Genomic DNA, 23,346 nt, shown 5'->3' on the forward strand with positions numbered 1-23,346 from the left:
GCCGCCGTCGTTTCGAGGGGGAGGGAGGCGGCCGTTAGGCCGCCTCGTTTTCCGGCTGCTTGAAGCTCGGCTTGGCCATGGGCTCGCGTCCTTTCAGCATCGCCTTCCAGTAGATCGACGGGAGCACCCGCTCCTTCAGAAGCCAGGCCATGTGGGACGGCTTCAGATCGTCGATGAACCATTTGGGGAAGCTCGGGACGCGACGACCGCCATAGGCGAACTCGGCGAGGATGACCTTGCCGCGCTCCACCGTGAGCGGGCAGGAGCCGTAGCCGTCGTAGATCGCGTCCGCCGTCTGGCGGCCGTAGCCCATATCCCTCAGCACGTTCGCTGCCACGACCGGCGCCTGCTTGCGAGCGGCCGCTGCTGTCTTGGCGTTGGAGGTGCCGGCAACATCGCCGAGCCCGTAGATATCGGGATACTTCGCGTGGCGGAGCGTCGCCGGGTCCACGTCGAGCCAACCCGCCTCATTGGCGAGCGGCGAGACGCGCACGAAGTCCGGCGCCGTCTGGGGCGGGACGACATGGATCATGTCGAAGTCGCGCTCGACGATCTTCGTGTTGCCCTCGGCGTCGGTGGTCTCGAACCAAGCCTTCTTGGCCGGCCCGTCGATGCGGACCAGCTTGTGGCCGAAGGAGAGGTCGATACCGTAAGCCTTCACATACTCCATCAGCGAGGGCACGTAGTCGGCGACGCCGAACAGGCTCGGCCCGGCATTGAGGAACTCGACCTCAGTGTTCTCCAGCACGCCATTGCGGCGCCACTCGTCGCAGGAGAGATACATCGCCTTCTGTGGGGCGCCGGCACATTTGATCGGCATGGGCGGCTGGGTGAACAGCGCCTTGCCGCCGCGGAAGCTGTGCACCAGCTCCCAGGTGTAGGGCGCCAGATCGTAGCGATAGTTGGAGGTCACGCCGTTCCGGCCGATGGTCTCCTCCAGACCTTCAATGCCGGCCCAGTCTAGCTTGAGGCCGGGCGCCACGATCAGCTTGCCGTAGCGGACCACACGGCAGCCTTCCAGGATGACCGCGTGCTCCTCGGGCTCGAAGGCAGCAACCGCCGCCTTGATCCACTTCACGCCGTCGGGGAGAAGGGTCGCGAAATCCCGGCGCGTGTAGGTGGGATCGAAGACGCCGCCGCCCACCAGGGTCCAGCCCGGCTGGTAGTAGTGGATGTCGGCCGGCTCGATGATGGCGATGTCGAGATCGCTCTGACGTGCCAGCAGGCTGGCCGCAGCCGAAATGCCGCCGGCGCCACCGCCGACGATGACGATGTCGTGGTAGGGCGCATCGCCTTCGACGGGAACGCGGCCGCCATTGGCGATGCGCTTCACCGCACCGGAGAGGTCGTAACCCGCCTGGCGCGCCCGCTCCAGGATCTCAGGCAGGGGCCGGGCACCCGCCTCGGACAGAGCCCACAAAGTGGCGGTACGGGTGCCGGAGCGGCAATAGCCCAGCACGGGCTTCGGCAGGGCGGCCATGGCCGCACCGAAAGCGGCCGCCGATTCATCGCTCACCTTGCCGCTATCGACGGGGATATAAACCGCCTCGAGACCCTCTTTCCGGGCGGCGGCTTCCACCTCAGGGAAGGTCGGCTGGTCGACGCCTTCGCCGTCCGGCCGGTTCACGATGATGGACCGGAAGCCAGCCTCCTTGAGCGCGGCAATATCGTCGAGCGCGATCTGGGGGCTGACGGAGAGCTGTTCTGTAAGCTTCTTTATTTGCATGGGGGAGTCTCCTCCTGACGGCGGCAGCCTCGGCGCGGCTTGCGCGCCGAGGGGATCTGCCGGGATCGGTTTAGAGCTGGTTGAGGGGGACCTTCAGGTAGCGGCGGCCATCGGGTTCCGCTTTCGGCAATTCGCCGGCCTTCATGTTCACCTGCAGGGACGGAATGATCAGCTTCGGCATATCGAGGGTCGCATCGCGCGCCGTGCGCATGGCGACGAACTCGTCCTCTGAGATGCCGTCGCGCACATGGATGTTGTGCTCGCGCTGCTCCGCCACCGTGGTCTCGTTGAGGATGTCCCGCCCGTTGGGGCCGTAGTCGTGGCACATGAAGAGGCGGGTCTCCGGCGGCAGGGCCAGGACCTTCTTCATGGAACGATAAAGCGTCCGGGCATCGCCGCCGGGGAAGTCGGCCCGGGCCGAGCCGCTATCGGGCATGAACAGAGTGTCGCCGACGAAGGCCGCATCACCGATCACATAGGTCATGCACGCGGGCGTGTGGCCGGGGGTGTGAAGGACATGGGCCTCCATCTTACCGATGGAGAACGTGTCGCCGTCTTCGAAAAGGCGATCGAACTGAGAGCCGTCGCGCTGGAACTCCGTGCCCTCGTTGAAGACCTTCCCGAAGGTGTCCTGAACGATGCGGATATTGGAACCGATGGCGATCTTGCCGCCCACCGCGTCCTGAATGTAGGGCGCCGCGGAGAGATGATCGGCATGGACATGGGTCTCGAGCAGCCACTCGACCTTCAGCCCGTGCTCCTTCACGAAAGCGATGATCTTGTCGGCGGAGTCGTAGGCGATGTGGCCCGATGCGTAATCGAAATCGAGAACGCTATCGATGACGGCACATGCGTTGCTGTCGGGATCCTGCACCACATAGGAGAACGTATTGGTGGGCGGATCGAAAAACGTGGTGACGATCGGATGATTGGACATGCATTCCTCCATGAGGGACGGCTCTGATCCGGGTTTCAACGCTCGATTTCCCATTTCTGCAGGTGAGAAACCCTTGGATTACCGTATTTTCCCAGTCGTGAAGGCCGCAATATAACTCTATTACGCTACTCTGTATATATTTCTTTCGTTAGTTACAGTCTTTCGCAATTAATAGCACGCGCCCAAGCGGGCGCACCACCTCCGCAAGGCGGCAAAGGTTTCCGATCGTTGCTGAAGGAATTGGCGAAGTCGCGCGGCTAGCTGGCGATAGCCAGGGCCTCGGTCTTGTCGGTGGTCTTGGCTTTGCGCGCGGGTCCGCGGCTCGCATCCGTCAGAAGCCATGGGCTCCAGGGGCGTGGCGCGAGCAGGCTCTCGCTATGCCAGATGGGCACGATGCGGGCGTCCGCGGTCATACGGCCGATGAAGCCCGGCTTGTGGAGGTGGTGATTGGCTTCGTCCATCACGACCTCGTAGCCGCTCGGCGCGACCAGGTTCATCCCGGCCAGGGCGGTGCGCACGGAGTCGGTGTCGGTCATGCCGGCTTTCTCGACCGCCTTGGTCCAGAGATTGAAGCCGATCCAGGTTGCCTCCATGGGATCGTCGGTGACGACATTGGGCGCGCCGGAGAAGCGGCGCCAGTCGTGCACGAAGCGGCGGTTTTCGGGCGAGTCGATCTCGTGGAGATAATTCCAGGCGGCAAGGTGACCGGCGAGCTCGGGCCCGGCCAGCGCCGGTAGCTCCGCTTCGCCGATGGAGAGCGTCATGGCCGGAATGGATTGGGCGGTGACATCCTGCTCGGCGAGCTCGCGGAAGAAATAGATGTTCGCGTCGCCGCTGACGGTCGTGATGATAGCCGCATCGCCGCCCGCGCCGAAGCGCTTGATCCAGGCGACAGTGTCCACCCAGTCCCGATGATCGAACGGGGTGTAATGCTCGGCGATGGCGTTCTGCTTGATCCCCTTGGAATGGAGGTAAGCGGTGAGGATCGCATTGGTCGTGCGCGGATAGATCGTGTCCGTGCCGAGCAGGAAGAAGCGCTTCTTACCTTGGGCCAGGAGATAGTCGACGGCGGGGATCGCCTGCTGCTGAGGCGTCGCGCCCGTATAGAAGATGTTCGAGGATTCCTCCTCGCCCTCATACTGGCTCGGATAGAAGAGCAGGCTGTTGAGGGATTCGACCACGGGCAGCACTTCTTTCCGCGAGGCGGACGTCCAGCAGCCGAAGATGGCTGAGACGCCGTGCTCCTCGATGAGGCTCTTGGCCTGTTCCGCGTAGCGCTTGGGCTCGGAGCGCGGGTCCATGATCACCGCTTCCAGAGGACGGCCCAGCACACCGCCTTGGGCATTGCACTGCTCGATCATCATGACCAGCAGCTCCTGGAGGGGACGTTCGCTCGCGGTCATGGTGCCGGAGAGGGAGTGGAGGATGCCGATCTTGATGGCGCCGCTCTCCAGATTGTCGAAATAGCTTCCTACGGTGGAGACGAGACCTTGGGACCGGCCGATCAACTCCTTGGCCGTGCCGATCACCTGCTCGCCAGCCTGGTCCACATGACCGACCGCAGCGCCGATCCCGGGAAGCGCATCGGCGATTTGGCGCGCCACGCCGTTGGCGTGATTGGCGATCTCGTCCAGCTCCGCCGTCTGCTCCTCGAGTACGTTGCGCAGCACTGTGTTCGCATCGTTGATGCGGCCGACGCTGCCGGTTACCTGGCTAAGGGCCGAGGCGGTCTCCTCCACGGCGCTTTGGATGTCGCGAACCTGAGAAGAAATGTCGTTGGTCGCCTGGGCCGTCTGGGTGGCGAGCCGCTTCACGTCATTGGCAACGACCGCAAAGCCTTTGCCCGCCTCACCGGACCGGACCGCCTCAATGGACGCGTTCAGAGCAAGCAGAGAGGTCTGACGCGCGATGGTCTGGATCAGCCCGACCACCTCCCCGATGCGGGTGGCGGCCTGGGCGAGGCTGCGGACGGTTTCGTCGGCACGTGTAATATCGGACACTGCCCGCGCGCTCACATCCTTGGAGTCGGCTACGTCACCGGCGGAACGGCGCATGCGGAACAGGATCTCACGGGCCGCAACGCCCAGCGCATGGACGTCGGCACCCGCGGCGGAAGCCGAGCGGGAGGCGGCTTCGACCTGATCGTGCATCTGCCGGTTCTGATTGGAGAGCTCTGCCGCCGTGTGGCCGATCTGATCGATGCCATGGCTGAAGGCCTGGGTCACCTGATCCACGGTGGAGCGGAATTGATGGGTGAAGAAGCTCCGGCCCGCATAGTGCAGCCGCGCTTCCGCCTCCCGGCGGCGCTGATCGACCACCCGGGCGTCGGCTTCGCTGGCGGCGGCGCGCAGCTCAGCGATGGATTTGCTTAAATCGGCGAGGGGACCGTCAGGCTGGTTCGGGATCTCGGCATAGCGATCGCCCGCGGCGACCTTCTCCGTCGCATCGGCGACGATCCGCAGATGGCGGTTGATTGCCCAAGCGCCCAGAAGGCCCCCGGAGGCCGAGCCGACGAACCCCAGCAATATGCCGCCGGCCAGGGTTCCCAGCACGGCGACGAGCGCTGTTCCCAGAATCGGCAGTAGGATCCACCAACCCGGCCATTCAGCCCGTAGGTTATAACGCATTCTCTCTCCCATAGCGTCACGGGAGAGTTTAGCCGGGAGACCTTGCCGAGTTCTTTACGCGAACCACGTCTTAACTGCACAATTTATGGTCATAACCGCCCAAACATTGTACAATGTACTGCGTTTAAAGTCGTTTCGATATATCTCCCAAGACTAACCTGCGACATTCTGTACGCGCACCTTGCGTTCTTCTGAAGATCGCTTGAAAGCGTCCGGACCGTGTCCTGTGGGGAAAACGCTTTAAACGCGCAGAAGCCAATAAAAAAGCGGACCAGCTGCTTGCCGTCCGCTTTCTTTTTCCAGGAATGCCGCCTTTGCATCCTGCGCAGCGCGCCGGATGGAGGCGATTATCTGGCTTAGGTGTTCATGGAGTCGAAGAACTCGTCGTTGCTCTTCGTCTGCTTCAGCTTGTCGAGCAGGAACTCGATCGCGTCCTGGGTGCCCATGGGGTTCAGGATACGGCGGAGCACGTACATCTTCTTGAGCTGCTGCTGCTCCACGAGGAGCTCTTCCTTGCGGGTGCCGGAACGGGCGATGTCGATGGCCGGGAAGACGCGCTTGTCGGCGACCTTCCGGTCGAGAACGATTTCGGAGTTACCCGTGCCCTTGAACTCTTCAAAGATGACCTCGTCCATGCGGCTGCCCGTATCGATCAGGGCGGTGGCGATGATGGTGAGCGAGCCGCCTTCCTCGATATTACGCGCCGCGCCGAAGAAACGCTTCGGCCGCTGGAGCGCATTGGCGTCCACACCGCCGGTCAGCACCTTGCCGCTCGACGGAACCACCGTGTTGTAGGCACGGCCCAGGCGGGTGATGGAGTCCAGCAGGATGACCACGTCGCGCTTGTGCTCGACCAGGCGCTTGGCCTTCTCGATGACCATCTCGGCGACCTGGACGTGGCGCGAGGCCGGCTCGTCGAAGGTGGAGGAGACCACCTCGCCGTTCACCGAGCGCTGCATGTCGGTCACCTCTTCAGGGCGCTCGTCGATGAGCAGCACGATCATGTAGCATTCGGGGTGATTGGCGGTGATGGAGTGGGCGATGTTCTGGAGGATCACCGTTTTACCGGTGCGCGGCTGTGCCACGATGAGCCCGCGCTGGCCCTTACCGAGGGGCGCCACGATGTCGATCACACGGCCCGTCATATCCTTGCGGGTCGGATCGTCCACTTCCATCTGCAGCCACTCATCGGGATAGAGCGGTGTCAGGTTGTCGAAGTGGATCTTGTGGCGCTGCTTGTCGGGCTCCTCGAAATTGATCGTGTTGACCTTGAGAAGCGCAAAGTAGCGCTCGCCCTCTTTCGGGCTGCGGATCTGACCCTCGACCGTGTCGCCGGTGCGCAGTCCAAAGCGGCGAATCTGGGAGGGTGAGACGTAGATATCGTCCGGACCCGCGAGATAGTTCACGTCCGGAGAACGCAAGAACCCGAAGCCGTCCTGCAGAACCTCGACCACGCCGGTGCCGGTGATGTCGACGTCGCGGGCCGCGAGCTGCTTCAGGATCGCGAACATCAGCTCCTGCTTACGCATCGAGCTTGCATTTTCGACCTCGACCTCCTCAGCGAAGCTCAGGAGCTCCGTAGGGGTCTTTTCTTTCAAATCTTGCAGCTTCATTTCCTGCATGCGCTGCTAACTCCAAGGGAAGCGGTAGATAGGTTCTGGGAAGGTGACACCTTGTGGAAGGAGGAATCCGACTTCGATCCCAAGTGTCGCGATAGGAAGGAATTGACCTTAAGCGGGAATAAGCAGGTCTGGTGCCTGCACCGCTCCGGAAAACCCGATTTTTTTGAAATTTCCGGGGTGGATAAGACATTCCCGGATCGGATGCGAGTCACCTTATAACAGAGTTTGTCGCCCACGGGAACAGCTTTACCGCGTGCAATAGCGCAAACAAACCCGGATCAGGTGCAGGCGGGTCGCCTAGAACGGCTTCACCACCGCCAGGATCACGATCAGCACCATCAGAACCGTCGGCACTTCATTGGCGATCCGGTAGAATTTCGGCGAGCGCTTGTTCTCGTCATTGGCGAACTGGCGCCGCCATTTTCCCAGGATGCCCGTGTAAGCCGACAGCAGGATCACCAGCAAAAATTTGCCGTGAAACCAGCCGTCCTGGGACCAGTTGATAACGTAGTAGACGAGGATCAGGCCGAAGATCCACGCAGCCAGCATCGCCGGGTTGATGATGTAGAAGTAGAGTCGGCGTTCCATCACCTTGAAGGTTTCGGACTGTGGCGTGCCGGCGCCAGCTTCCGCGTGATAGACGAAAAGCCGGGGCAGATAGAGCAGCCCCGCCATCCAAGCGATGATGGCGATGATGTGGAAAGCCTTGATGTAGGCGAGCAGCATCGAGATCCCAGTCGCTGTTGCCGTTCCCTGAAGCGAATCGAAAGTCCGTGCTTCCTTCGATCACGCAGCACTAGCCTTACTTGCTTCGGACCAGGCTCACAAGGCGGCTGACATGCTCCGGTGGCGTCTGGGGCAAAATGCCGTGGCCGAGATTGAAGATGAAGGGCCGGTCTCCGAGGATTTCGAGGATCTCCTTCACCCGACGGTCGAGATGCTCGCCGCCCGCCATGAGCAGGACTGGATCGAGATTGCCCTGAACGGGAAGCAGGTTCTGGAGATTGTCGGCGATGAAGCGCAAAGGCAGGCTTGTGTCGCAGCCGATGGCATCGATGCCGGTCTTCCGGGCATAAGGAATTGCTGAGGGGCCAGAGCCTTTCGGAAAACCGATGATGGGCACCTCCGGCGCCTCCGCCTTCACCTTGGCAACGAGGGATTTGGTGGCGGCGATTGACCAGCGAGCGAATTCATCCTCCGCCAGGCTGCCCGACCAGCTGTCGAAGATCTGCAGCACCTGGGCGCCAGCCTTCACCTGGTTGATCAGGTATTCGGCTGACACCTCCACCAGGAGATCGATCAGACCCGCGAAGGCTTGTGGGTCCGTGTAGGCCAGGGCCCGGGCTTCCGCCTGATCCTTACTGCCGCCGCCGGCGATCATGTAGGTGGCCACGGTCCAGGGCGCCCCGCAAAACCCAATTAGCGCCGTCTCGGGATTGAGCTCTGCGCGCACACGGCGAAGCGCCTCGTAGACAGGGGCGAAGACCTCCGACGTTGCTGCCCTCTCCAGGGTCGCAATCGCCTTGCCATCCGTCAGAGGATCGAGCTTCGGCCCTTCCCCCTTCACGAACTCCACCTGCTGGCCCATGGCGAAGGGCACGATGAGGATGTCGGAGAAGATGATCGCCGCATCGAGATCGAAGCGGCGCAAAGGCTGGAGCGTTACCTCTGCGGCGAGCTCAGGCGTACCGCAAAGCTCCAAGAACGATCCGACTGAAGCTCGGATCTCCCGATACTCCGGCAGATAGCGTCCCGCCTGGCGCATGAGCCAAAGGGGAGGGGTCTCAGTGATCTCCCCTTGAAGGGTTCGCAGCAGGCGGTTGTTAGTGGAAAGGGTGTCGGACATGGCTTCCCTTAAACTAAGAGAAAGAAAGATTCTCTTAGATTGCTTCTTCTTCTTTTAGGCTGGGGGTTGCGCATATTCCGCTTCGTCCCCGAATTATCAACGCCGGACTTCACAAGCGGTTTGGCCGAACCGTGACAGCCAGAAGACGCTTGTGGATAGGCGCGGCCGTGTTCGCACGCAATCGCTGCTGTGCCAAGCCTTGGGCGTAGGGTGCGGCGATGTTGAAGACTGGCGTTTCCGAATGTGGATTTGGCGCGTGTGGATTTGGGGAGCGAATTTCGCTTTTCCGGACTCTGGAAAACCGACACAAATTGTCCACGCGGGCGAATCTGTGAACAAATCTGCGGGTAAATAAGGACGGCGGTTGAGAGTTTTCCGAGCCCCGGAGATTGTCCGGGAGTCGTTAGACAGTTATCCAAAGATATGAACACGGATATCCCGCCCAGCTTCCATCTTCATATGGTGTCGGATGCGACCGGCGAGACGCTCGTTGCGATCTCCAAGGCGGCGCGGGTGCAGTACGCCCAGTTCCGGGCTTACGAGCATGTGCATTCTCTGGTCAGAACGCGCCGGGAGCTCGACCGGGTGTTGCGGGATATCGAGGCAACGCCTGGCATCGTGCTCTATACCCTGGTCAACCGGGAGCATATCGATGCGCTGGAAGAGACCTGCCGGCGGGTGAACGTGCCGTGCGTACCGGCGCTGCTTCCGATCCTCCAGGTTTTGGAATCCTATCTGGGTACGCCGTCGACACCGTCGGTCGGTGCTCAGCATGCACTCGATGCCGATTATTTTCGCCGGATCGAGGCGCTGAATTTTTCCATGATGCATGACGACGGCAATCTGCCGCCGCGGCTGGACGATGCGGATATCGTGCTGGTCGGCATCAGCCGGACCTCGAAGACGCCGACCTCGATCTATCTCGCCAATCGCGGATTCAAGACGGCGAACGTTCCCCTGGTGCGTGGCATGCAATTGCCGCCCCAGCTCGAAAGCGTGAAGCGCGCGCTAGTGGTCGGGCTGATCGCCTCGGCCGACCGGATCGCCCAAGTGCGTCACAATCGGGTGCTAGAGCATTTCAAGTCCCATGTAGAAGACTATGTGGATCGGGATGCGATCGCAGCCGAGATCGCCGAGACGAAGCAGATATGCGCGCGCCACCGCTGGCCCATCATCGATGTGACAAGGCGGTCGATCGAGGAGACGGCCGCGGCCATTCTGAGACTCTATGACGATCGCGAGGACCCGGTACTCGAGCCATGACCACATTCGTTCAGAACAATCGCCCGCCTCTCATCCTTGCCTCGTCCAGCCGGACCCGGGCCAAACTGATCGAGTCGGCCGGGCTCACCGTCCTGATGCAGGCGCCTGGATTGGACGAGGCGGCCATGCGACAGGCGGTCAGCGGCGAAAAGCTGCTGCGCCCGAACGATGTTGCCGAGGTTCTGGCACGGGCCAAGGCCGAGGCGATCAGCGATCTTGCCAAGGAGGCCTATGTGATCGGCGGCGATCAGGTTCTGGCGCTGGGCGATCAGGTCATCGGCAAGTCCGACAGCATGGAGGAGGCCCGCCGGCTTCTGCTCGACCTGTCGGGCAAGACCCATGAGCTGCATACTTCCGTGGCGTTGGCCAAGGACGGCGCGGCCGTCTGGGCCTATACGGATGTCGCGCGGCTGACCATGCGAAAGCTGACCCCGGAATTCATCGGCCGTTATCTTGCCGCCGCCGGCGAGCAGGTGCTGGGCTCGGTGGGGGCCTATCAGCTCGAATCCCTCGGGGTTCAGCTCTTCGAGAAGATCGAGGGCAACTACTTTTCGATCCTGGGCCTGCCGTTGCTGCCGCTTCTGGCGGAGCTTCGTGCGCGTGATGTGATCGAAGGATAATCGATCCGGTATGATCAAAGCTTGCGTTATTGGATGGCCGATCGAGCATTCCCGCTCGCCCATGATCCACGGCTATTGGCTGCGCAAACACCGCATCAACGGCAGCTACGAAAAGGTCGCCGTGGCGCCGGAGGATATCGAGAGCTTTCTGAGCTCCCTCGGTGCGCAAGGCTTTGCAGGCTGCAACGTTACGCTTCCCCATAAGGAGGCCGCGCTTCGCGCCGCCGACAATGTGCACGCGGCGGCGCGGTCCATCGGGGCGGCCAACACCCTGTGGCTCAGCGAGGACGGGCGGCTGGAGGCGGACAATACGGACGCCTACGGCTTCATGACTCATCTCAAGGAATCGGCGCCGTCGCTTCGCTTGCAAGGCGCGACCGCCATGCTGCTTGGTGCGGGCGGTGCGGCACGCGCCATTCTCTACGGGCTGCAGAAGGCCGGTGTGGAGCGGATCGTGATCGCCAACCGGACGGAAGCGCGTGCGGCTGCATTGGCTGAAGCCTTCGACCACGGGCTGGAAACGATCGCCTGGGATAAGGCGGAGGGCGCGCTGAAAGACTGCGATCTCCTGGTCAACACGACGAGCCTCGGCATGGACGGTCAGCCGCCGCTCGAGATGTCGCTTAAGACTCTGCCGAAAGAGTCGGTCGTCGCCGACATCGTCTATACGCCGCTGGAGACGCCGCTCCTGGCCGAGGCCCGCGCCCGCGGGAATGCTTGCGTCGATGGGCTCGGGATGCTGCTCCACCAGGCGGTGCCGGGATTCGAACGCTGGTTCGGCGTGCGGCCCGAGGTGACGAAGGAGCTGCGCGATCTGGTGGTCGCCGATCTGAAGGTAGAGGACGGCTGATGCTGGTGATCGGACTCACAGGCTCCATCGGCATGGGCAAGACCACGACGGCGGCCTACTTCGCGGAGCGTGGGATCCCGGTCTGCAGCGCCGACCAGATCGTCCATGATCTTTATGAAGGTGAGGCGGTGCCTCAGATCGAGGCGGCCTTTCCCGGCGTCGCGCCGGACGGCAAGGTGGACCGCGCGCTGCTGGCGAAGGAAGTCGCCGGCCATCCGGGAAAGCTCCGGGAGCTGGAAGCGATCATCCATCCGCTCGTGGTGAAGGGCGAGATGGAATTCCTGCGCGATCAGGCGAAACGCGGTGCGGAGATGGTGGTCCTGGAGATCCCACTTCTTTATGAGGCGGGCGCCGAGGTACGGGTCGATACTGTCGTCGTGGTCAGCGCGCCGCCGGAAGCCCAGCGGGAACGGGTGCTCGCGCGCGCCGGCATGAGCGAAGAGAAGTTCGAATCCCTGCTGGCCCGTCAGATGCCCGACGCCGAAAAGCGCGCCCGGGCGGATTACGTTGTGGACACGGGCGGCAGCCTGGAAGACGTGGCGCGTCAGGTCGATAAGGTGATTGAAGATTTGCGCGGCCGCGAGGGCGCGGTTTGGGATAAGCTGCGGGGGCGGCTGGAAAGCTAGATTTTCAGCAGGGTGTTTTATGCGCGAGATCATTCTCGATACGGAAACCACGGGACTGAAGCCGGCGGACGGCCACCGGATCGTCGAGGTGGGCTGCATCGAGCTTCTGAACTGCATCCCCACGGGGCGGGAGTGGCACTGCTTCCTCAATCCCGAGCGGGACGTGCCGAACGAAGCCTTCCAGGTGCATGGGCTCTCGGCGGACTTTCTCGCCGACAAGCCGCTCTTCACCGATGTGGCGGACGAGCTTCTGGAGTTCGTCGAAGGCGCCAAGCTCATCATGCACAACGCGCCGTTCGACTTCGCCTTTCTCAATGCGGAGTTCGAACGCTGCCAGCGGATGCTGCTCGCCTGGGAGAATGTGGTCGATTCTCTTGCTCTGGCGCGGCGGCGCCATCCCGGCTTGCCGGTCAGCCTCGATGCGCTTTGTAAGCGCTACGGCGTCGATCTTTCGGCCCGCGAGAAGCATCACGGCGCCTTGGTCGACTGCAAGCTGCTGGCTTCGGTCTATGTGGAGCTGGTCGGCGGGCACCAGGCCCGGCTCGAGCTTGCAGTGAATAGCGGCGATGAGAGCCCGATCGGCGGGATTGCGCCGGTGGCCACGGCCCGGCCGGCGCCGCTGCCGTCACGCTTAAGTGCCGGCGAAGCGGAAGCCCATGCGGCTTTCATCCAAGGGCTCGGCGAAGATGCGCTCTGGAATCGCCTTTAGGCGGGTGATCCCTGTCCTCACCTAATTCTTCTGGCTGCCGCCGGCTTCTTTCTGGGCGTTTTCGAGATTCCGCCGGTAGAGCGTGCGGAAATCGATCGGGTCGAGCAGCAAAGGCGGGAATCCGCCATCCCGGCTGGTATCGGCCATCACGCGGCGGGCGAAGGGAAACAGGATCGCCGGGCAGTCGATGAAAAGAATCGGCTGCAGGATCTCCTGACCGGCGCCCTTGATGCGGAACATGCCGCCATAGAGAAGCTCGATATTGTAGACGATGGCTTCGTCGGTCTGGGCGCGGGCCTCCAGGCTCAGAACCACCTCATAGAGATCCTCGCCGCTTCCCGAGGCCTGCACATTCACGGATACTTCCAGCCGCGGCTGCTGATTCTTGTCAGGCTGCAGGCTCTTCGGTGCGTTCGGGCTCTCGAAGGAGAGGTCCTTGATGTACTGGGCCAGGACGTTGAGCGTGACCTGCTGGCCGCCAGGGGCTGCCTCTTCGCCGCTCTCGCCAGGTTGCGTCTCGTCTGCCATCGGTGATACTGCCTTAAGTCGCTTCTTCGGTGCTGCTTTGCATGCTTCTCGCTCAGCGGCGCTTGCGCTGTCGCTAGCACGGTCTCCGGATGCTCGCAAATGACATCCCTGCGGCAAAGCCGGCCCCAATCAGCCGGTGGACGATAGGTTCGCGCTTGGTTTGAGGTTGGCGCGCGGGAAGCGATGCCTTAAGTTGCGAAAAAGCCCGATCACCGGGTTTTCCCGACAGAGAAATCTTCGGTTCCGGTGGCAAAAGCTTAAATCAGTCCCAATATCATCTCATATGCCTTTTGCTGATGATGCGGGCATCTTTCCGATAAGCGGGTAACGACAAACGATGAGTGAAGTTTTCGACATCTATACCCTGCTCTTCCTGGTGTTGGCGGTGGTGATTTTCTTGCGCCTCCGCAGCGTGCTGGGCAGACGCACCGGAAACGAGCGCCCGCCATACGACCCGTATTCGCCGAGCGAGAATTCGGTCGGGCAGCATAAGTCGAGCGACACGGTCGTCGATCTGCCGCGCGGCCGCACCCACAGCCAGCAGGCCGAGGCGGAACCACAGCCCTCGGCTGCCGATATCGAGGCGCGCTTGGAAGACCATGCACCGAAAGACAGCGATCTCGCCAAGGCTCTGACCGAGGTGATGCGCGCCGATCCGACTTTCGATCCGGACCAGTTCCTGGAAGGCGCCAAGGTGGCCTATGAGATGGTCATCGCCGCGTTTGCCGAAGGGGACGAGGCGACGCTGCAGCAGCTCGTTGACGACGAGGTGTTCGAGAGCTTCCGCCGCAGCATGGCCGAACGCCAGGAGCGCGGCGAGCGGGTCGAGACCTCGCTGATCGCCATCAACAAGGCCGACATCATCGAGGCAGAGGTGAAGCAGGGGGTCGAGCAGATCACCGTGCGGTTCACGAGCGAGCTCATCACCTTGGTGCGCGATTCCGACGGCGACATCGTCGAAGGCGATCCGGAGACCGTTCGCGACGTGAACGATATCTGGACCTTCGCCCGGGAGATCTCCTCCCGCGATCCGAACTGGCAGCTTGTGGCTACCCAGACCGCCAATTAAGGCCTTGCCGCCCGGACAGCTCGATTTGCCAGGGGCAAGACCATGGGCAAAACGCGAAAAGGCGGCAGGGATCTTCCCGATAAGGACGATGACGACGCGGCGCTCTGGGAGCAGATCGCAGGCACGGTCGTGCCGCTGAAGAAGCGGGACGTTCGCGCCGCGCCTCTGCCGAAGCCGCCCACCAAGATCCGCCCTCCCAAGAAGCTTAATGACGCTGAAGACGCACCGGCCGCGCCGACGCCGTCTCTGAAGACACCTCCGCCGAAGCCCGGCCCGCCGGCGCCGGCCTCGATCGCGCTCGACCGTGGCACGGCGCGCAAACTGGAAAAGGGGCGGCTTCCCGTCGAAGCCAAGCTCGATCTCCACGGCATGCGCCAGCGGAACGCGCATTCAGCCTTGCGGCGATTCCTAATGGATGCCCAGGCGAAGGGGTTTCGCCATGTGCTGGTGATCACCGGCAAGGGCACGGCGAAGGCGTCGTCGGAAAACTTCTATATGGAAGAACCGCGGGGGGTTCTGCGCCAGCAGGTGCCGGGCTGGCTGACCCAGCCGGATCTCGCACCCGTGGTGGTCAGCTTCTCAGAAGCCCCCCAGCGCCTGGGCGGCGCCGGCGCTCTCTATGTGCGGCTGCGGAGGGTGCGGTAGGAGCTAGTCATCATGCTCGAACGGTTCGCACATTTCTCGCCATTGGGTGTCCGTTAACGGCGCGTGCCAGTATCCACCCATCTCCCACGCCCACATAACATCTCCATCTTTTGGATTAGAATACAGCGTGAATCTCACAGGTCTTCCTGTTGATTGGGGATCAACCGGCAGTATTAGCAAGTCACGGGGATCATGAGGGGCGGCCAAGACTCGGAAGACCCTTTGCGCATCCTCTGAATGCCATGTCTTGACGAAAAAGGATTCCCCGTTCGGTAGTTCGTGAAATGCAATTAGCTTGTGAGCTAGGTTGGGTGGCTCCGATTCAAGCGCTTGACGTATCGCGACTTCCTTCTCATTCGTGAAGCCTAGGTCGAGGATGGTAGATCCGCCTCCCGGTGCTGGAGGTATCCAGATCGTGCTTTTGGGAGGAGCATCTTCTAAGGCCGTTGAAAGGTGGTCCGTAGAAATTCCCACGCGAAGTACAGAAACAATCTGATTGGTGCCCTCGGGTGGAGTACTTCCTCGACGCCAACTCTGCATCAAGCGGTCACCACCTCCCCTAGGTAAGCCGGATTCTTTCGTGAATGCGCGCCGGCACGCGTTCGGAGTGTGGAAGCTAAACTTTTCGATTCCGCCCATTGATCTATGAGCGGCGTAAACTTCTGATCGGTTGGACCAGATGGCCCAGATACTGGACCGAGGTTGCCCCTCGTTTCCGACCGCTACACGACGCTCAAAGCGCTTCCGTCCCATCAGATCGCGTAAGACTTTCCCTTATCGACGGGCCAATCCTGGCAACTGTCAAATCTTACAATCTAGAGTAGCGAAACTTACAGAATAAACTTCGAGAGGTCGGCGTTCTTGGCCAGGTCGCCGATATGCTCGCGGACGTAAGCGGCGTCGACGACGAGGGTCTGGTTGCTCTGGTCGGAGGCCGTAAAGGAGACCTCGTCCAGGATGCGCTCCATGACCGTGGAGAGACGGCGGGCGCCGATATTCTCCACATTGGTGTTCACCTCCACCGCAATATCGGCGATGGCGTCGATGGCATCGTCGGTGAACTGAATCTCCAGGCCTTCGGTCGCCATGAGCGCCACATACTGCTTCACCAGGGACGCCTTGGTCTCGGTGAGGATTCGGCGGAAGTCCTCGCGGTCCAGCGCGCGGAGCTCCACCCTGATGGGCAGTCGACCCTGGAGCTCGGGCAGAAGATCGGAGGGCTTCGCCACATGGAAAGCGCCCGAGGCGATGAACAGGATGTGGTCCGTCTTCACGGGCCCGTATTTCGTGCCGACGGTGGTGCCCTCGATCAAGGGCAGCAGATCGCGCTGCACGCCTTCGCGGCTGACATCGGCGCCGGCGCGCTCGGTGCGGGCGCAGATCTTGTCGATCTCGTCGAGGAAGACGATGCCATCGTTCTCAACCAGCTTGATGGCTTCCTGGACGATCTGATCGGTGTCGATGAGCTTGTCGGATTCCTCGTTCATGAGGAGCTCGAAGCTGTCTTCCACGGTGACGCGGCGGGATTTGGTGCGGCCGCCCATGGCCTTGCCGAGCATGTCGTTGAGATTGATCATGCCGACCTGGCTGCCGGGCATGCCGGGGATCTCGAAGGAGGGCATGCCGGAGCTGTTGTCGGCGACCTCGATGTCGATCTCCTTCTTATCGAGCTCGCCCGAGCGCAGCTTCGCGCGGAAGGATTCCTTGGTGGACTGGCTGGCGCCGTGTCCGACCAGGGCTTCGACGACGCGCTCCTCGGCGTTGAGCTGGGCGCGAGCCTTCACCTCCTTGCGCTTGACGTCCTTCACCACGGAGATGCCGGCTTCCAGCAGGTCGCGGATGATCTGATCGACGTCGCGGCCGACATAGCCGACCTCGGTGAACTTGGTGGCCTCCACCTTGATGAAGGGCGCGTTGGCGAGCTTGGCGAGACGGCGAGATATCTCCGTCTTGCCCACGCCGGTCGGGCCGATCATCAGGATGTTCTTCGGCAGAACCTCTTCGCGCATCTCACCTTCGAGCTGCTGACGGCGCCAGCGATTGCGCAGGGCGATGGCCACGGCGCGCTTGGCGTCCTGCTGACCGATGATGTGCCGGTCCAGCTCGGATACGATCTCGCGGGGTGAAAAGTCGCTCATACTCTTCTCTACTTGCTCAGCTCAAATTCGGTGCAGTGCTTGATAGGGGGCCTCGTGGCCTCATGGTTTGAGACACGTTCCACCCTTTGGCGGAGGCCGCGGTCATCACGCGGCCGTATCCAAGGTCTCAACCACGATTGAATCGTTGGTGTAGACGCAGATGCGCGAGGCGATCTCCATGGCCTTGCGGGCGATTTCCTCGGCGGTTCTGTCGGTGTCGAGAAGAGCCAAAGCCGCGGCATAGGCATAATTGCCGCCCGACCCGATGCCCATGACCGCATTGTCGGGCTCGAGCACGTCGCCCGTGCCGGTCAGCACAAGGGACTCGTCCTTGTCGGCGACCAGCATCATCGCTTCCAGGCGGCGCAGGTAGCGGTCGGTCCGCCAATCCTTGGCAAGCTCGACACAGGCGCGCTTCAGCTGGTCCGGAAACCGCTCCAGCTTGTTTTCCAGGCGTTCGAACAGGGTGAAGGCGTCCGCGGTCGCCCCGGCGAAACCGGCAATCACCTTGCCGTTGCCGAGGGGGCGCACCTTGCGGGCGTTTCCCTTGATCACCGTCTGGCCGAGGGACACCTGTCCGTCACCGGCGATCACCACCTTGCCATCCTTGCGGACGGTGAGAATGGTGGTTCCGTGCCAGATTTGGGGGGAGGAGTCTGTGGGACCCGTCATGATGTCTCGCGATATGGGTTGGCAATTTTACGGTTCAAGGCCTAGACCTTGCGGCAAAGGGGTATCAGGGATCGTGCCTGGAAACCAATTTGCAAAGACCTTTGGGTTATCATCTCGAGTATGCAGAAACCGGCAGACGATACTGGGGGCGAAATGACGCCCCGCCGCGCCGAGATCGACCGCTCCACCAAGGAGACGGAGATTTCCGTGCGCGTCGATCTCGACGGCACCGGCGCTTACGACGTGGCGACGGGTGTGGGCTTCTTCGACCACATGATCGAGCAGCTCGCGCGCCATTCGCTCATCGACATCACGTTGAAGGCGAAGGGCGACCTGCATATCGACCAGCATCACACGGTAGAGGATTCCGGCATTGCGCTGGGCCAGGCGGTGGCGCAGGCGCTCGGCGACAAGACGGGCATCACCCGCTACGGGTCCTGCTATCTTCCCATGGACGAGACGCTGACCCGAGTGTCGCTCGACGTGTCCGGCCGGCCTTATCTCATCTGGGATGTGGAGTTCACCCGGGCGAAGATCGGCGAGATGGACACGGAGCTGTTTCGGGAGTGGTTCCAGGCCTTTGCCCAGAACGCCGGGATCACGCTCCATGTGACAAATCTCTACGGCGAGAATAACCATCACATCGCCGAGACCTGCTATAAGGCGCTGGCGCGGAGCTTACGGGAGGCCGTCTCGCTCGACGAGCGGCAGGCCGGGCGCGTGCCGTCGACCAAGGGTCGGCTTTAGAGATTTCGCGCTGGTCGAAAGGGAGCCGCGAACGTGGCGCTCTATTCCGTATACGAGCCTGAGGAGCCGCCCGCCGATCTGGTGGAGCGGGCGGACAGCCTCGTCTTCGTGAAGGACGGGTTCTGCTGGCCGGCCTTCTTCGTGGCGCCGTTCTGGCTGCTCTATCACCGCGTATGGGTCGGGCTCGGCCTCTTCATCGGTGGCTTCGTCCTGCTCGATGTCCTGCTCTCGCTGAGCAAGGCGGGTGAAGCGATCAGCGGCTGGGCCGTGCTTGGCTATATGTTTTTCTTCGCCATGGAGGCGAACGGTCTGCGGCGCCATTCGTTGGAGTGCAAAGGCTATGAGCAGATCGGCATGGCCGTCGGCAGCCGGGACGAGGCGGAGATTCGTTTCTTCGCCGAGTGGTTGCCGGGTCAGCAGGCGATGGGCCCGAACCTTAAGACCGGGAAGACTGCTTCGGCCAAGGCGGCCGCGGCGAAGATGAGCGCAAAGACGCAAAGCCCGACATCAGCCGCTCCGTCGCGGTCCAGTGATGACGGGATCATCGGTTCCTTCCCCAACGCTTAATCTCACGAGTTCACGACGTGCATCTTGCGATCATCGATTACGGCTCCGGCAATCTTCACTCGGCCGCCAAGGCGTTCGAGCGGGTGGCTAAGGAAGAAGGCTCCGATCTCGCCATCAAGGTGACCTCGGACCCTGAGGAGGTGCGCGCGGCTGAGCGTGTCGTGCTGCCGGGCGTCGGCGCCTTCGCCGATTGCCGCGCCGGGCTTATGGCCGTGGACGGCATGGTGGAAGCGCTGGATGAGGCGGTGCACGAACAGGGCAAGCCGTTCCTCGGCATCTGCGTCGGCATGCAGCTCCTCGCCACCCGCGGGCTGGAGCATGGCGATACGCCGGGGCTCGACTGGCTCTCCGGCGAGGTGCGCGCCATCGACACCGGCAATCCGGATCTGAAGATCCCCCATATGGGCTGGAACACGCTTCAGTTGGAGAAGCCCCACGCGCTGCTCGAGGACATCGAGACCGGGCCGGAAGGATTGCACGCCTATTTCGTGCACTCCTATCACTTCGTGCCGAGCGAGGCGGATGCTCTTGTGGCCACGACGGATTACGGCGTGCCGCTCACGGCGCTGGTGGCCAAGGACAATATCGCTGGCAGCCAGTTTCACCCGGAGAAGAGCCAGAAGCTCGGCCTCTCCCTGATCAAGAATTTCCTGAAGTGGCGTCCATGATCCTTTTTCCCGCGATTGATCTGAAAGACGGCGAGTGCGTGCGGCTGGTCCAGGGCGAGATGGACAAGGCGACGGTGTTCAATGCCGACCCCATCGCCCAGGCAGAGCAATTCGCCCTGCAGGGCTTCCGTTATCTTCACATCGTCGATCTGAACGGCGCCTTCGAGGGCAAGCCGGTGAACGCCGAAGCAGTCGAGGGCATCTTGAATGCGATCCATATCCCGACCCAGCTCGGCGGCGGCATCCGCGATCTCGCCACGATCGAGATGTGGTTGGAGAAGGGGGTCGCGCGGGTGATCCTCGGGACTGCGGCGGTGCGCGATCCGGAACTCGTCAAAGAAGCGTGCAAGAAATTCCCCGGGCAGATCGCAGTGGGGATCGATGCCCGGGACGGGAAGGTCGCCATCGAAGGCTGGGCCGAGGCCAGCGAGCTTTCCGCGGCCGAGCTTGCGGCCCGGTTCGAGGATGCGGGTGTGACCGCGATCATCTACACGGATATCGCCAGGGACGGCGTGCTGAAGGGGCTGAACCTGGAAGCCTGCAAGGCCTTGGCCGAGCAGACGTCGATTCCGATCATCGCCAGCGGCGGCCTCGCTTCGGTCGACGATGTGAAGCGTCTGCTTCAGCCGGAATACGCGATGCTCGAAGGCGCGATCGCGGGCCGGGCGCTTTATGACGGACAGCTGGACGTCGACCGCGCCCTGGAGCTGATTGCCGAGGCCGACGCGAAGCGAACTTAAGCCGCTTTCCCGGGAATCACGGTGATCACGCCGTTGGGCGACAGGGTCATCAGCCGGGCCTGGTTGACCTTTTCCAGGCCTGCGCCGTGGAGCGCTTCCAGAATATCGGCGTGGGAAACCCCGTGACGGTGACAGTCCGCCTCGACGAGCTTGCCGTTCTTGGCCAGCACGATTGGGTCGCCCTCCAGAATGCTCGCGGCGGTCTTGCTCCTGGAAACGGCTTGGGCGAGCAGCCAGTGAAGCCCCATGAGCACGGTGACGGCGGCCATGGTGCCGCCGAGCGGGGCGTTGCCGGTGAGCGCACGGCTCAAGGCGGAGCCTGCAGTGACGGAGACGATGACGTCGAGGGCCGACCATTGGCCGAAGGTGCGGCGGCCGGCGGCGCGGATGAGCAGAAGGCCGTAGAAAAAGATCACGGCCGCCCGGGCGCATTCCTGCTCCCAGGTCGTATCTCCCGCCACGCCGAAGATGGTGTCGATCATGTCCATCGATTCGCCCCAGGCCCGAATCATAGGCGGGAGGATTCGCCGCTGTCGATGGACCCTGGATCAAACGGCTCCCGGCCGTTAGATAGGCTGGGGATAACGGGCGATGAGGCCCGGTTTTTGCAAGAGTCGAGACGAGACAGAATGCTGAAAGTGCGTGTCATACCCTGCCTGGACGTGAAGGATGGGCGCGTCGTGAAGGGCGTCAATTTCGTGGATCTGCAGGATGCGGGCGATCCGGTGGAGGCCGCGACGGCCTATGACGCGGCGGGGGCAGACGAGCTCTGCTTTCTCGACATCACCGCCAGCCACGAGGATCGCGACGTCATCTTCGACGTGGTGGAGCGGACGGCGGAGCGCTGCTTCATGCCGCTCACTGTGGGTGGCGGGGTGCGCACGGTCGACGATATCCGTAAGCTGCTGGAGGCCGGCGCCGACAAGGTCTCCATCAACACGGCGGCGGTGAAGAATCGCGGCTTCGTGAAGGAGGCGGCGGAAAAGTTCGGCGCTCAGTGCATCGTCGTCGCTATCGACGCGAAGCGGGTCTCCGGCGAGGGCGAGGCACCCCGTTGGGAGATCTTCACCCATGGCGGGCGCGAGCCGACGGGGATCGACGCTATCGAATACGCGAAGGAGGTCGTGGCGCTGGGTGCGGGCGAGATCCTGCTCACCTCCATGGACCGGGACGGCACGCGGGCCGGGTTCGATCTGGAGCTGACCCGGGCCATTGCCGATGCGGTCACCGTGCCGGTGATCGCCTCTGGCGGCGTCGGCAATCTGGACCATCTGGTTGAAGGCGTGCGGGACGGCCATGCCAGCGCCGTCCTGGCGGCCTCCATCTTCCATTACGGCGAATATTCCATCGGCGAGGCCAAGCAGCATATGGCAGATGCCGGCCTCGCCATGCGGCTTGACGTTTGACGCCGCACCCCCATTCCCCGAAAGCACATTCCGGTGTATGAGCGGCAGATGAGCAGCACCATTCTCGAAGAGCTTGCGGCCACCATCCGGTCGCGGCGCGATGCCGATCCGGACGTGTCCTATACGCGCCGGCTGATGGACGGCGCGCCCCACAAGCCCGCCAAAAAGCTGGGCGAGGAGGCCGTCGAGACGGTGATCGCCGCCATGTCTGAGGACGACAAGGCGCTCACCTCTGAGGCGGCCGACTTGGTCTATCATCTTCTGGTCGTGCTGGAGTGCCGGAATATCGACCTGGCCGATGTGCTCAAAGAGCTCGAATCCCGGGTCGGCACCTCCGGTATCGAAGAAAAACAGCGGCGCTCCGCCCGCTAGCCAGCCGATTCATGAATCCTCGCCCGACAGTCGATTTTTCGCCGTTTGCCGAGTATTCCCGCGAGGAATGGGCCCGGCTGCGCGCCGACACGCCCATGCCGCTGAGCGATGCGGAGCTGGAGGGGTTGAGCGGCCTGATCGAGCGGGTGTCGGCGGACGAGGTGGTGGAGATCTATCTGCCCATGAGCCGCCTGCTAAATCTCTATGTGGAGGCGGCGCAGACCCTGCATCAGGCCAGCGCGGAATTCCTGCGCAAGGCCGACAACAAGATGCCCTTCATCATCGGGCTTGCTGGCAGCGTAGCGGTCGGCAAGAGCACCACGGCCCGTGTGCTGCAGGCGCTTCTGTCGCGGTGGCCGAGCCATCCGAAGGTCGATCTGGTGCCGACGGACGGGTTTCTCTATCCGAACCGCGTGCTGGAGGAGAAGGAGCTTCTGAACCGGAAGGGTTTTCCGGAGAGCTACGACCTCACCTCCCTGCTGACCTTCCTGGCGGATGTGAAGTCAGGCCGGTCGAAGGTCCGCGCGCCGGTCTATTCCCACCTGATCTACGATCTAATGCCCAACCAGGTGATCGAGATCGAACGGCCCGATATCGTCATCGTCGAGGGGCTGAACGTTCTGCAGCCGGCGAAGAAGCTGCCGCAGGACGGCGAGGCAATCCCCTTCGTGTCTGATTTCTTCGACTTTTCGATCTTCATCGACGCGGAAGAGGATCTGATCGAGAGCTGGTACATGGAGCGCTTCATGCGGCTCCGGCAGACCGCGTTCCGCGATCCGGCCTCCTACTTCCACCGCTATGCGGATATCTCCGACGAGGAGGCGCAGCGGACCGGCCTTGCGATCTGGCGGGAGATCAATCTCGTCAATCTGCGGGAAAATGTGCTGCCGACCCGGCAGCGCGCGGATCTGATCCTGACCAAGGGCGAGGATCACGCGGTGGAGACGGTGGCGCTCCGCAAACTATAG

Annotated in this window: 24 protein-coding genes; 14 read left to right on the plus strand and 10 right to left on the minus strand. The window is 62.5% G+C overall.

Translation table 11 applies throughout. The annotated features are described in order from the left end of the window. Nucleotides 1-34: 34 nt before the first annotated feature. The 6 genes from ACFQ2F_RS01600 to hemE form a co-directional block, all read right to left on the minus strand. Entirely contained in the window at nt 35-1,726 is a 1,692-nt protein-coding gene (locus ACFQ2F_RS01600) for a TIGR01244 family sulfur transferase (protein WP_379084725.1), read from the minus strand. Nucleotides 1,727-1,796: 70 nt separating this feature from the next. Further along, a complete protein-coding gene (locus ACFQ2F_RS01605) occupies nt 1,797-2,663 on the minus strand; it encodes an MBL fold metallo-hydrolase (protein ID WP_379084728.1) in 867 nt (288 codons plus the stop codon). Nucleotides 2,664-2,920: 257 nt separating this feature from the next. Further along, nucleotides 2,921-5,290, minus strand: coding sequence for a transporter substrate-binding protein (locus ACFQ2F_RS15285; protein ID WP_449288915.1), 2,370 nt, complete (start codon nt 5,288-5,290; stop codon nt 2,921-2,923). Nucleotides 5,291-5,646: 356 nt separating this feature from the next. Beyond that, entirely contained in the window at nt 5,647-6,912 is a 1,266-nt protein-coding gene (rho, locus tag ACFQ2F_RS01620; protein WP_379084731.1) for a transcription termination factor Rho, read from the minus strand. A 297-nt stretch (nt 6,913-7,209) separates the two neighbouring features. Next, nucleotides 7,210-7,638 carry a protoporphyrinogen oxidase HemJ gene (gene hemJ / locus ACFQ2F_RS01625; protein ID WP_379084734.1) on the minus strand — a complete coding sequence of 143 codons (429 nt, stop codon included), beginning with the start codon at nt 7,636-7,638 and terminating at the stop codon, nt 7,210-7,212. A 76-nt stretch (nt 7,639-7,714) separates the two neighbouring features. Then, complete coding sequence (gene hemE, locus ACFQ2F_RS01630) at nt 7,715-8,758, minus strand: uroporphyrinogen decarboxylase (RefSeq protein ID WP_379084737.1); 1,044 nt, start codon at nt 8,756-8,758, stop codon at nt 7,715-7,717. Between the two features lie 423 nt (nt 8,759-9,181). Between hemE and ACFQ2F_RS01635 the strand changes: the two genes are divergently transcribed. From ACFQ2F_RS01635 to dnaQ, 5 genes are read left to right on the plus strand one after another with little or no spacing between them, the layout of a single operon-like run. Then, nucleotides 9,182-10,021: a pyruvate, water dikinase regulatory protein gene (locus ACFQ2F_RS01635; protein WP_379084740.1), complete on the plus strand. Its 840-nt coding sequence runs from the start codon at nt 9,182-9,184 to the stop codon at nt 10,019-10,021. After that, a complete protein-coding gene (locus ACFQ2F_RS01640) occupies nt 10,018-10,641 on the plus strand; it encodes a Maf family nucleotide pyrophosphatase (RefSeq protein ID WP_379084743.1) in 624 nt (207 codons plus the stop codon). Before ACFQ2F_RS01635 ends, ACFQ2F_RS01640 begins: the two co-directional genes overlap by 4 nt. 10 nt (nt 10,642-10,651) lie before the next feature. Continuing rightward, nucleotides 10,652-11,491, plus strand: coding sequence for a shikimate dehydrogenase (locus ACFQ2F_RS01645; RefSeq protein WP_379084746.1), 840 nt, complete (start codon nt 10,652-10,654; stop codon nt 11,489-11,491). Further along, nucleotides 11,491-12,117, plus strand: a complete 627-nt coding sequence (coaE, locus tag ACFQ2F_RS01650; RefSeq protein ID WP_379084749.1) for a dephospho-CoA kinase — start codon at nt 11,491-11,493, stop codon at nt 12,115-12,117. Before ACFQ2F_RS01645 ends, coaE begins: the two co-directional genes overlap by 1 nt. A gap of 19 nt (nt 12,118-12,136) precedes the next feature. Further along, nucleotides 12,137-12,826 (plus strand): DNA polymerase III subunit epsilon, encoded by a 690-nt coding sequence (dnaQ, locus tag ACFQ2F_RS01655; protein ID WP_379084752.1) that lies wholly within the window; start codon nt 12,137-12,139, stop codon nt 12,824-12,826. Nucleotides 12,827-12,847: 21 nt separating this feature from the next. On the opposite strand, the gene secB is transcribed toward dnaQ, so the two are convergent. Then, on the minus strand, nt 12,848-13,354 hold the full coding sequence (gene secB, locus ACFQ2F_RS01660) for a protein-export chaperone SecB (RefSeq protein ID WP_379084755.1): 507 nt from the start codon (nt 13,352-13,354) through the stop codon (nt 12,848-12,850). Nucleotides 13,355-13,691: 337 nt separating this feature from the next. Here secB and ACFQ2F_RS01665 point away from each other — a divergent pair, with 337 nt between their 5' ends. Both ACFQ2F_RS01665 and ACFQ2F_RS01670 read left to right on the plus strand, forming a co-directional pair. Next, complete coding sequence (locus ACFQ2F_RS01665) at nt 13,692-14,423, plus strand: Tim44/TimA family putative adaptor protein (RefSeq protein ID WP_379084758.1); 732 nt, start codon at nt 13,692-13,694, stop codon at nt 14,421-14,423. A gap of 42 nt (nt 14,424-14,465) precedes the next feature. Next, nucleotides 14,466-15,068 (plus strand): Smr/MutS family protein, encoded by a 603-nt coding sequence (locus ACFQ2F_RS01670; RefSeq protein ID WP_379084761.1) that lies wholly within the window; start codon nt 14,466-14,468, stop codon nt 15,066-15,068. A gap of 830 nt (nt 15,069-15,898) precedes the next feature. On the opposite strand, the gene hslU is transcribed toward ACFQ2F_RS01670, so the two are convergent. Both hslU and hslV read right to left on the minus strand, forming a co-directional pair. Continuing rightward, on the minus strand, nt 15,899-17,206 hold the full coding sequence (gene hslU, locus ACFQ2F_RS01675; RefSeq protein WP_379084764.1) for an ATP-dependent protease ATPase subunit HslU: 1,308 nt from the start codon (nt 17,204-17,206) through the stop codon (nt 15,899-15,901). Between the two features lie 105 nt (nt 17,207-17,311). Next, on the minus strand, nt 17,312-17,878 hold the full coding sequence (gene hslV / locus ACFQ2F_RS01680) for an ATP-dependent protease subunit HslV (protein ID WP_379084767.1): 567 nt from the start codon (nt 17,876-17,878) through the stop codon (nt 17,312-17,314). Nucleotides 17,879-18,031: 153 nt separating this feature from the next. Here hslV and hisB point away from each other — a divergent pair, with 153 nt between their 5' ends. The 4 genes from hisB to hisA are packed head-to-tail and all read left to right on the plus strand — an operon-like array spanning nt 18,032 to nt 20,600. After that, nucleotides 18,032-18,625: an imidazoleglycerol-phosphate dehydratase HisB gene (hisB, locus tag ACFQ2F_RS01685; RefSeq protein WP_379084770.1), complete on the plus strand. Its 594-nt coding sequence runs from the start codon at nt 18,032-18,034 to the stop codon at nt 18,623-18,625. Nucleotides 18,626-18,658: 33 nt separating this feature from the next. Further along, on the plus strand, nt 18,659-19,192 hold the full coding sequence (locus ACFQ2F_RS01690; protein WP_379084773.1) for a DUF2628 domain-containing protein: 534 nt from the start codon (nt 18,659-18,661) through the stop codon (nt 19,190-19,192). Nucleotides 19,193-19,209: 17 nt separating this feature from the next. Then, nucleotides 19,210-19,860, plus strand: coding sequence for an imidazole glycerol phosphate synthase subunit HisH (gene hisH, locus ACFQ2F_RS01695; RefSeq protein ID WP_379084776.1), 651 nt, complete (start codon nt 19,210-19,212; stop codon nt 19,858-19,860). Continuing rightward, a complete protein-coding gene (hisA, locus tag ACFQ2F_RS01700; RefSeq protein WP_379084779.1) occupies nt 19,857-20,600 on the plus strand; it encodes a 1-(5-phosphoribosyl)-5-[(5-phosphoribosylamino)methylideneamino]imidazole-4-carboxamide isomerase in 744 nt (247 codons plus the stop codon). Before hisH ends, hisA begins: the two co-directional genes overlap by 4 nt. Here the strand turns inward: hisA and ACFQ2F_RS01705 are convergent. Then, entirely contained in the window at nt 20,597-21,088 is a 492-nt protein-coding gene (locus tag ACFQ2F_RS01705; RefSeq protein ID WP_379084782.1) for a DUF421 domain-containing protein, read from the minus strand. The genes hisA and ACFQ2F_RS01705 overlap by 4 nt on opposite strands. A gap of 141 nt (nt 21,089-21,229) precedes the next feature. On the opposite strand from ACFQ2F_RS01705, the gene hisF reads away from it, so the two are divergent. From hisF to coaA, 3 genes are read left to right on the plus strand one after another with little or no spacing between them, the layout of a single operon-like run. Further along, nucleotides 21,230-22,006 carry an imidazole glycerol phosphate synthase subunit HisF gene (hisF, locus tag ACFQ2F_RS01710; RefSeq protein WP_379084784.1) on the plus strand — a complete coding sequence of 259 codons (777 nt, stop codon included), beginning with the start codon at nt 21,230-21,232 and terminating at the stop codon, nt 22,004-22,006. Nucleotides 22,007-22,054: 48 nt separating this feature from the next. After that, nucleotides 22,055-22,378, plus strand: a complete 324-nt coding sequence (locus ACFQ2F_RS01715; RefSeq protein WP_379084787.1) for a phosphoribosyl-ATP diphosphatase — start codon at nt 22,055-22,057, stop codon at nt 22,376-22,378. Between the two features lie 11 nt (nt 22,379-22,389). Then, nucleotides 22,390-23,346: a type I pantothenate kinase gene (gene coaA / locus ACFQ2F_RS01720; protein ID WP_379084790.1), complete on the plus strand. Its 957-nt coding sequence runs from the start codon at nt 22,390-22,392 to the stop codon at nt 23,344-23,346.

The sequence above is a fragment of the Methyloligella solikamskensis genome, from assembly GCF_042676065.1.
GTDB lineage: Bacteria > Pseudomonadota > Alphaproteobacteria > Rhizobiales > Methyloligellaceae > Methyloligella > Methyloligella solikamskensis.

Bases quoted from the DNA above. Each gene is read 5' to 3' on its own strand.
- hisA (WP_379084779.1), top strand. From the start codon at position 19,857: ATGATCCTTTTTCCCGCGATTGATCTGAAAGACGGCGAGTGCGTGCGG.
- hisF (WP_379084784.1), top strand. From the start codon at position 21,230: ATGCTGAAAGTGCGTGTCATACCCTGCCTGGACGTGAAGGATGGGCGC.
- coaE (WP_379084749.1), top strand. From the start codon at position 11,491: ATGCTGGTGATCGGACTCACAGGCTCCATCGGCATGGGCAAGACCACG.
- hslV (WP_379084767.1), bottom strand. From the start codon at position 17,878: ATGACGGGTCCCACAGACTCCTCCCCCCAAATCTGGCACGGAACCACC.
- hemE (WP_379084737.1), bottom strand. From the start codon at position 8,758: ATGTCCGACACCCTTTCCACTAACAACCGCCTGCTGCGAACCCTTCAA.
- ACFQ2F_RS01605 (WP_379084728.1), bottom strand. From the start codon at position 2,663: ATGTCCAATCATCCGATCGTCACCACGTTTTTCGATCCGCCCACCAAT.
- ACFQ2F_RS01635 (WP_379084740.1), top strand. From the start codon at position 9,182: ATGAACACGGATATCCCGCCCAGCTTCCATCTTCATATGGTGTCGGAT.
- ACFQ2F_RS01640 (WP_379084743.1), top strand. From the start codon at position 10,018: ATGACCACATTCGTTCAGAACAATCGCCCGCCTCTCATCCTTGCCTCG.
- ACFQ2F_RS15285 (WP_449288915.1), bottom strand. From the start codon at position 5,290: ATGCGTTATAACCTACGGGCTGAATGGCCGGGTTGGTGGATCCTACTG.
- dnaQ (WP_379084752.1), top strand. From the start codon at position 12,137: ATGCGCGAGATCATTCTCGATACGGAAACCACGGGACTGAAGCCGGCG.
- secB (WP_379084755.1), bottom strand. From the start codon at position 13,354: ATGGCAGACGAGACGCAACCTGGCGAGAGCGGCGAAGAGGCAGCCCCT.
- ACFQ2F_RS01645 (WP_379084746.1), top strand. From the start codon at position 10,652: ATGATCAAAGCTTGCGTTATTGGATGGCCGATCGAGCATTCCCGCTCG.
- coaA (WP_379084790.1), top strand. From the start codon at position 22,390: ATGAATCCTCGCCCGACAGTCGATTTTTCGCCGTTTGCCGAGTATTCC.
- hisB (WP_379084770.1), top strand. From the start codon at position 18,032: ATGACGCCCCGCCGCGCCGAGATCGACCGCTCCACCAAGGAGACGGAG.
- ACFQ2F_RS01705 (WP_379084782.1), bottom strand. From the start codon at position 21,088: ATGGACATGATCGACACCATCTTCGGCGTGGCGGGAGATACGACCTGG.
- hslU (WP_379084764.1), bottom strand. From the start codon at position 17,206: ATGAGCGACTTTTCACCCCGCGAGATCGTATCCGAGCTGGACCGGCAC.
- ACFQ2F_RS01600 (WP_379084725.1), bottom strand. From the start codon at position 1,726: ATGCAAATAAAGAAGCTTACAGAACAGCTCTCCGTCAGCCCCCAGATC.
- ACFQ2F_RS01665 (WP_379084758.1), top strand. From the start codon at position 13,692: ATGAGTGAAGTTTTCGACATCTATACCCTGCTCTTCCTGGTGTTGGCG.
- hemJ (WP_379084734.1), bottom strand. From the start codon at position 7,638: ATGCTGCTCGCCTACATCAAGGCTTTCCACATCATCGCCATCATCGCT.
- ACFQ2F_RS01715 (WP_379084787.1), top strand. From the start codon at position 22,055: ATGAGCAGCACCATTCTCGAAGAGCTTGCGGCCACCATCCGGTCGCGG.
- rho (WP_379084731.1), bottom strand. From the start codon at position 6,912: ATGCAGGAAATGAAGCTGCAAGATTTGAAAGAAAAGACCCCTACGGAG.
- ACFQ2F_RS01670 (WP_379084761.1), top strand. From the start codon at position 14,466: ATGGGCAAAACGCGAAAAGGCGGCAGGGATCTTCCCGATAAGGACGAT.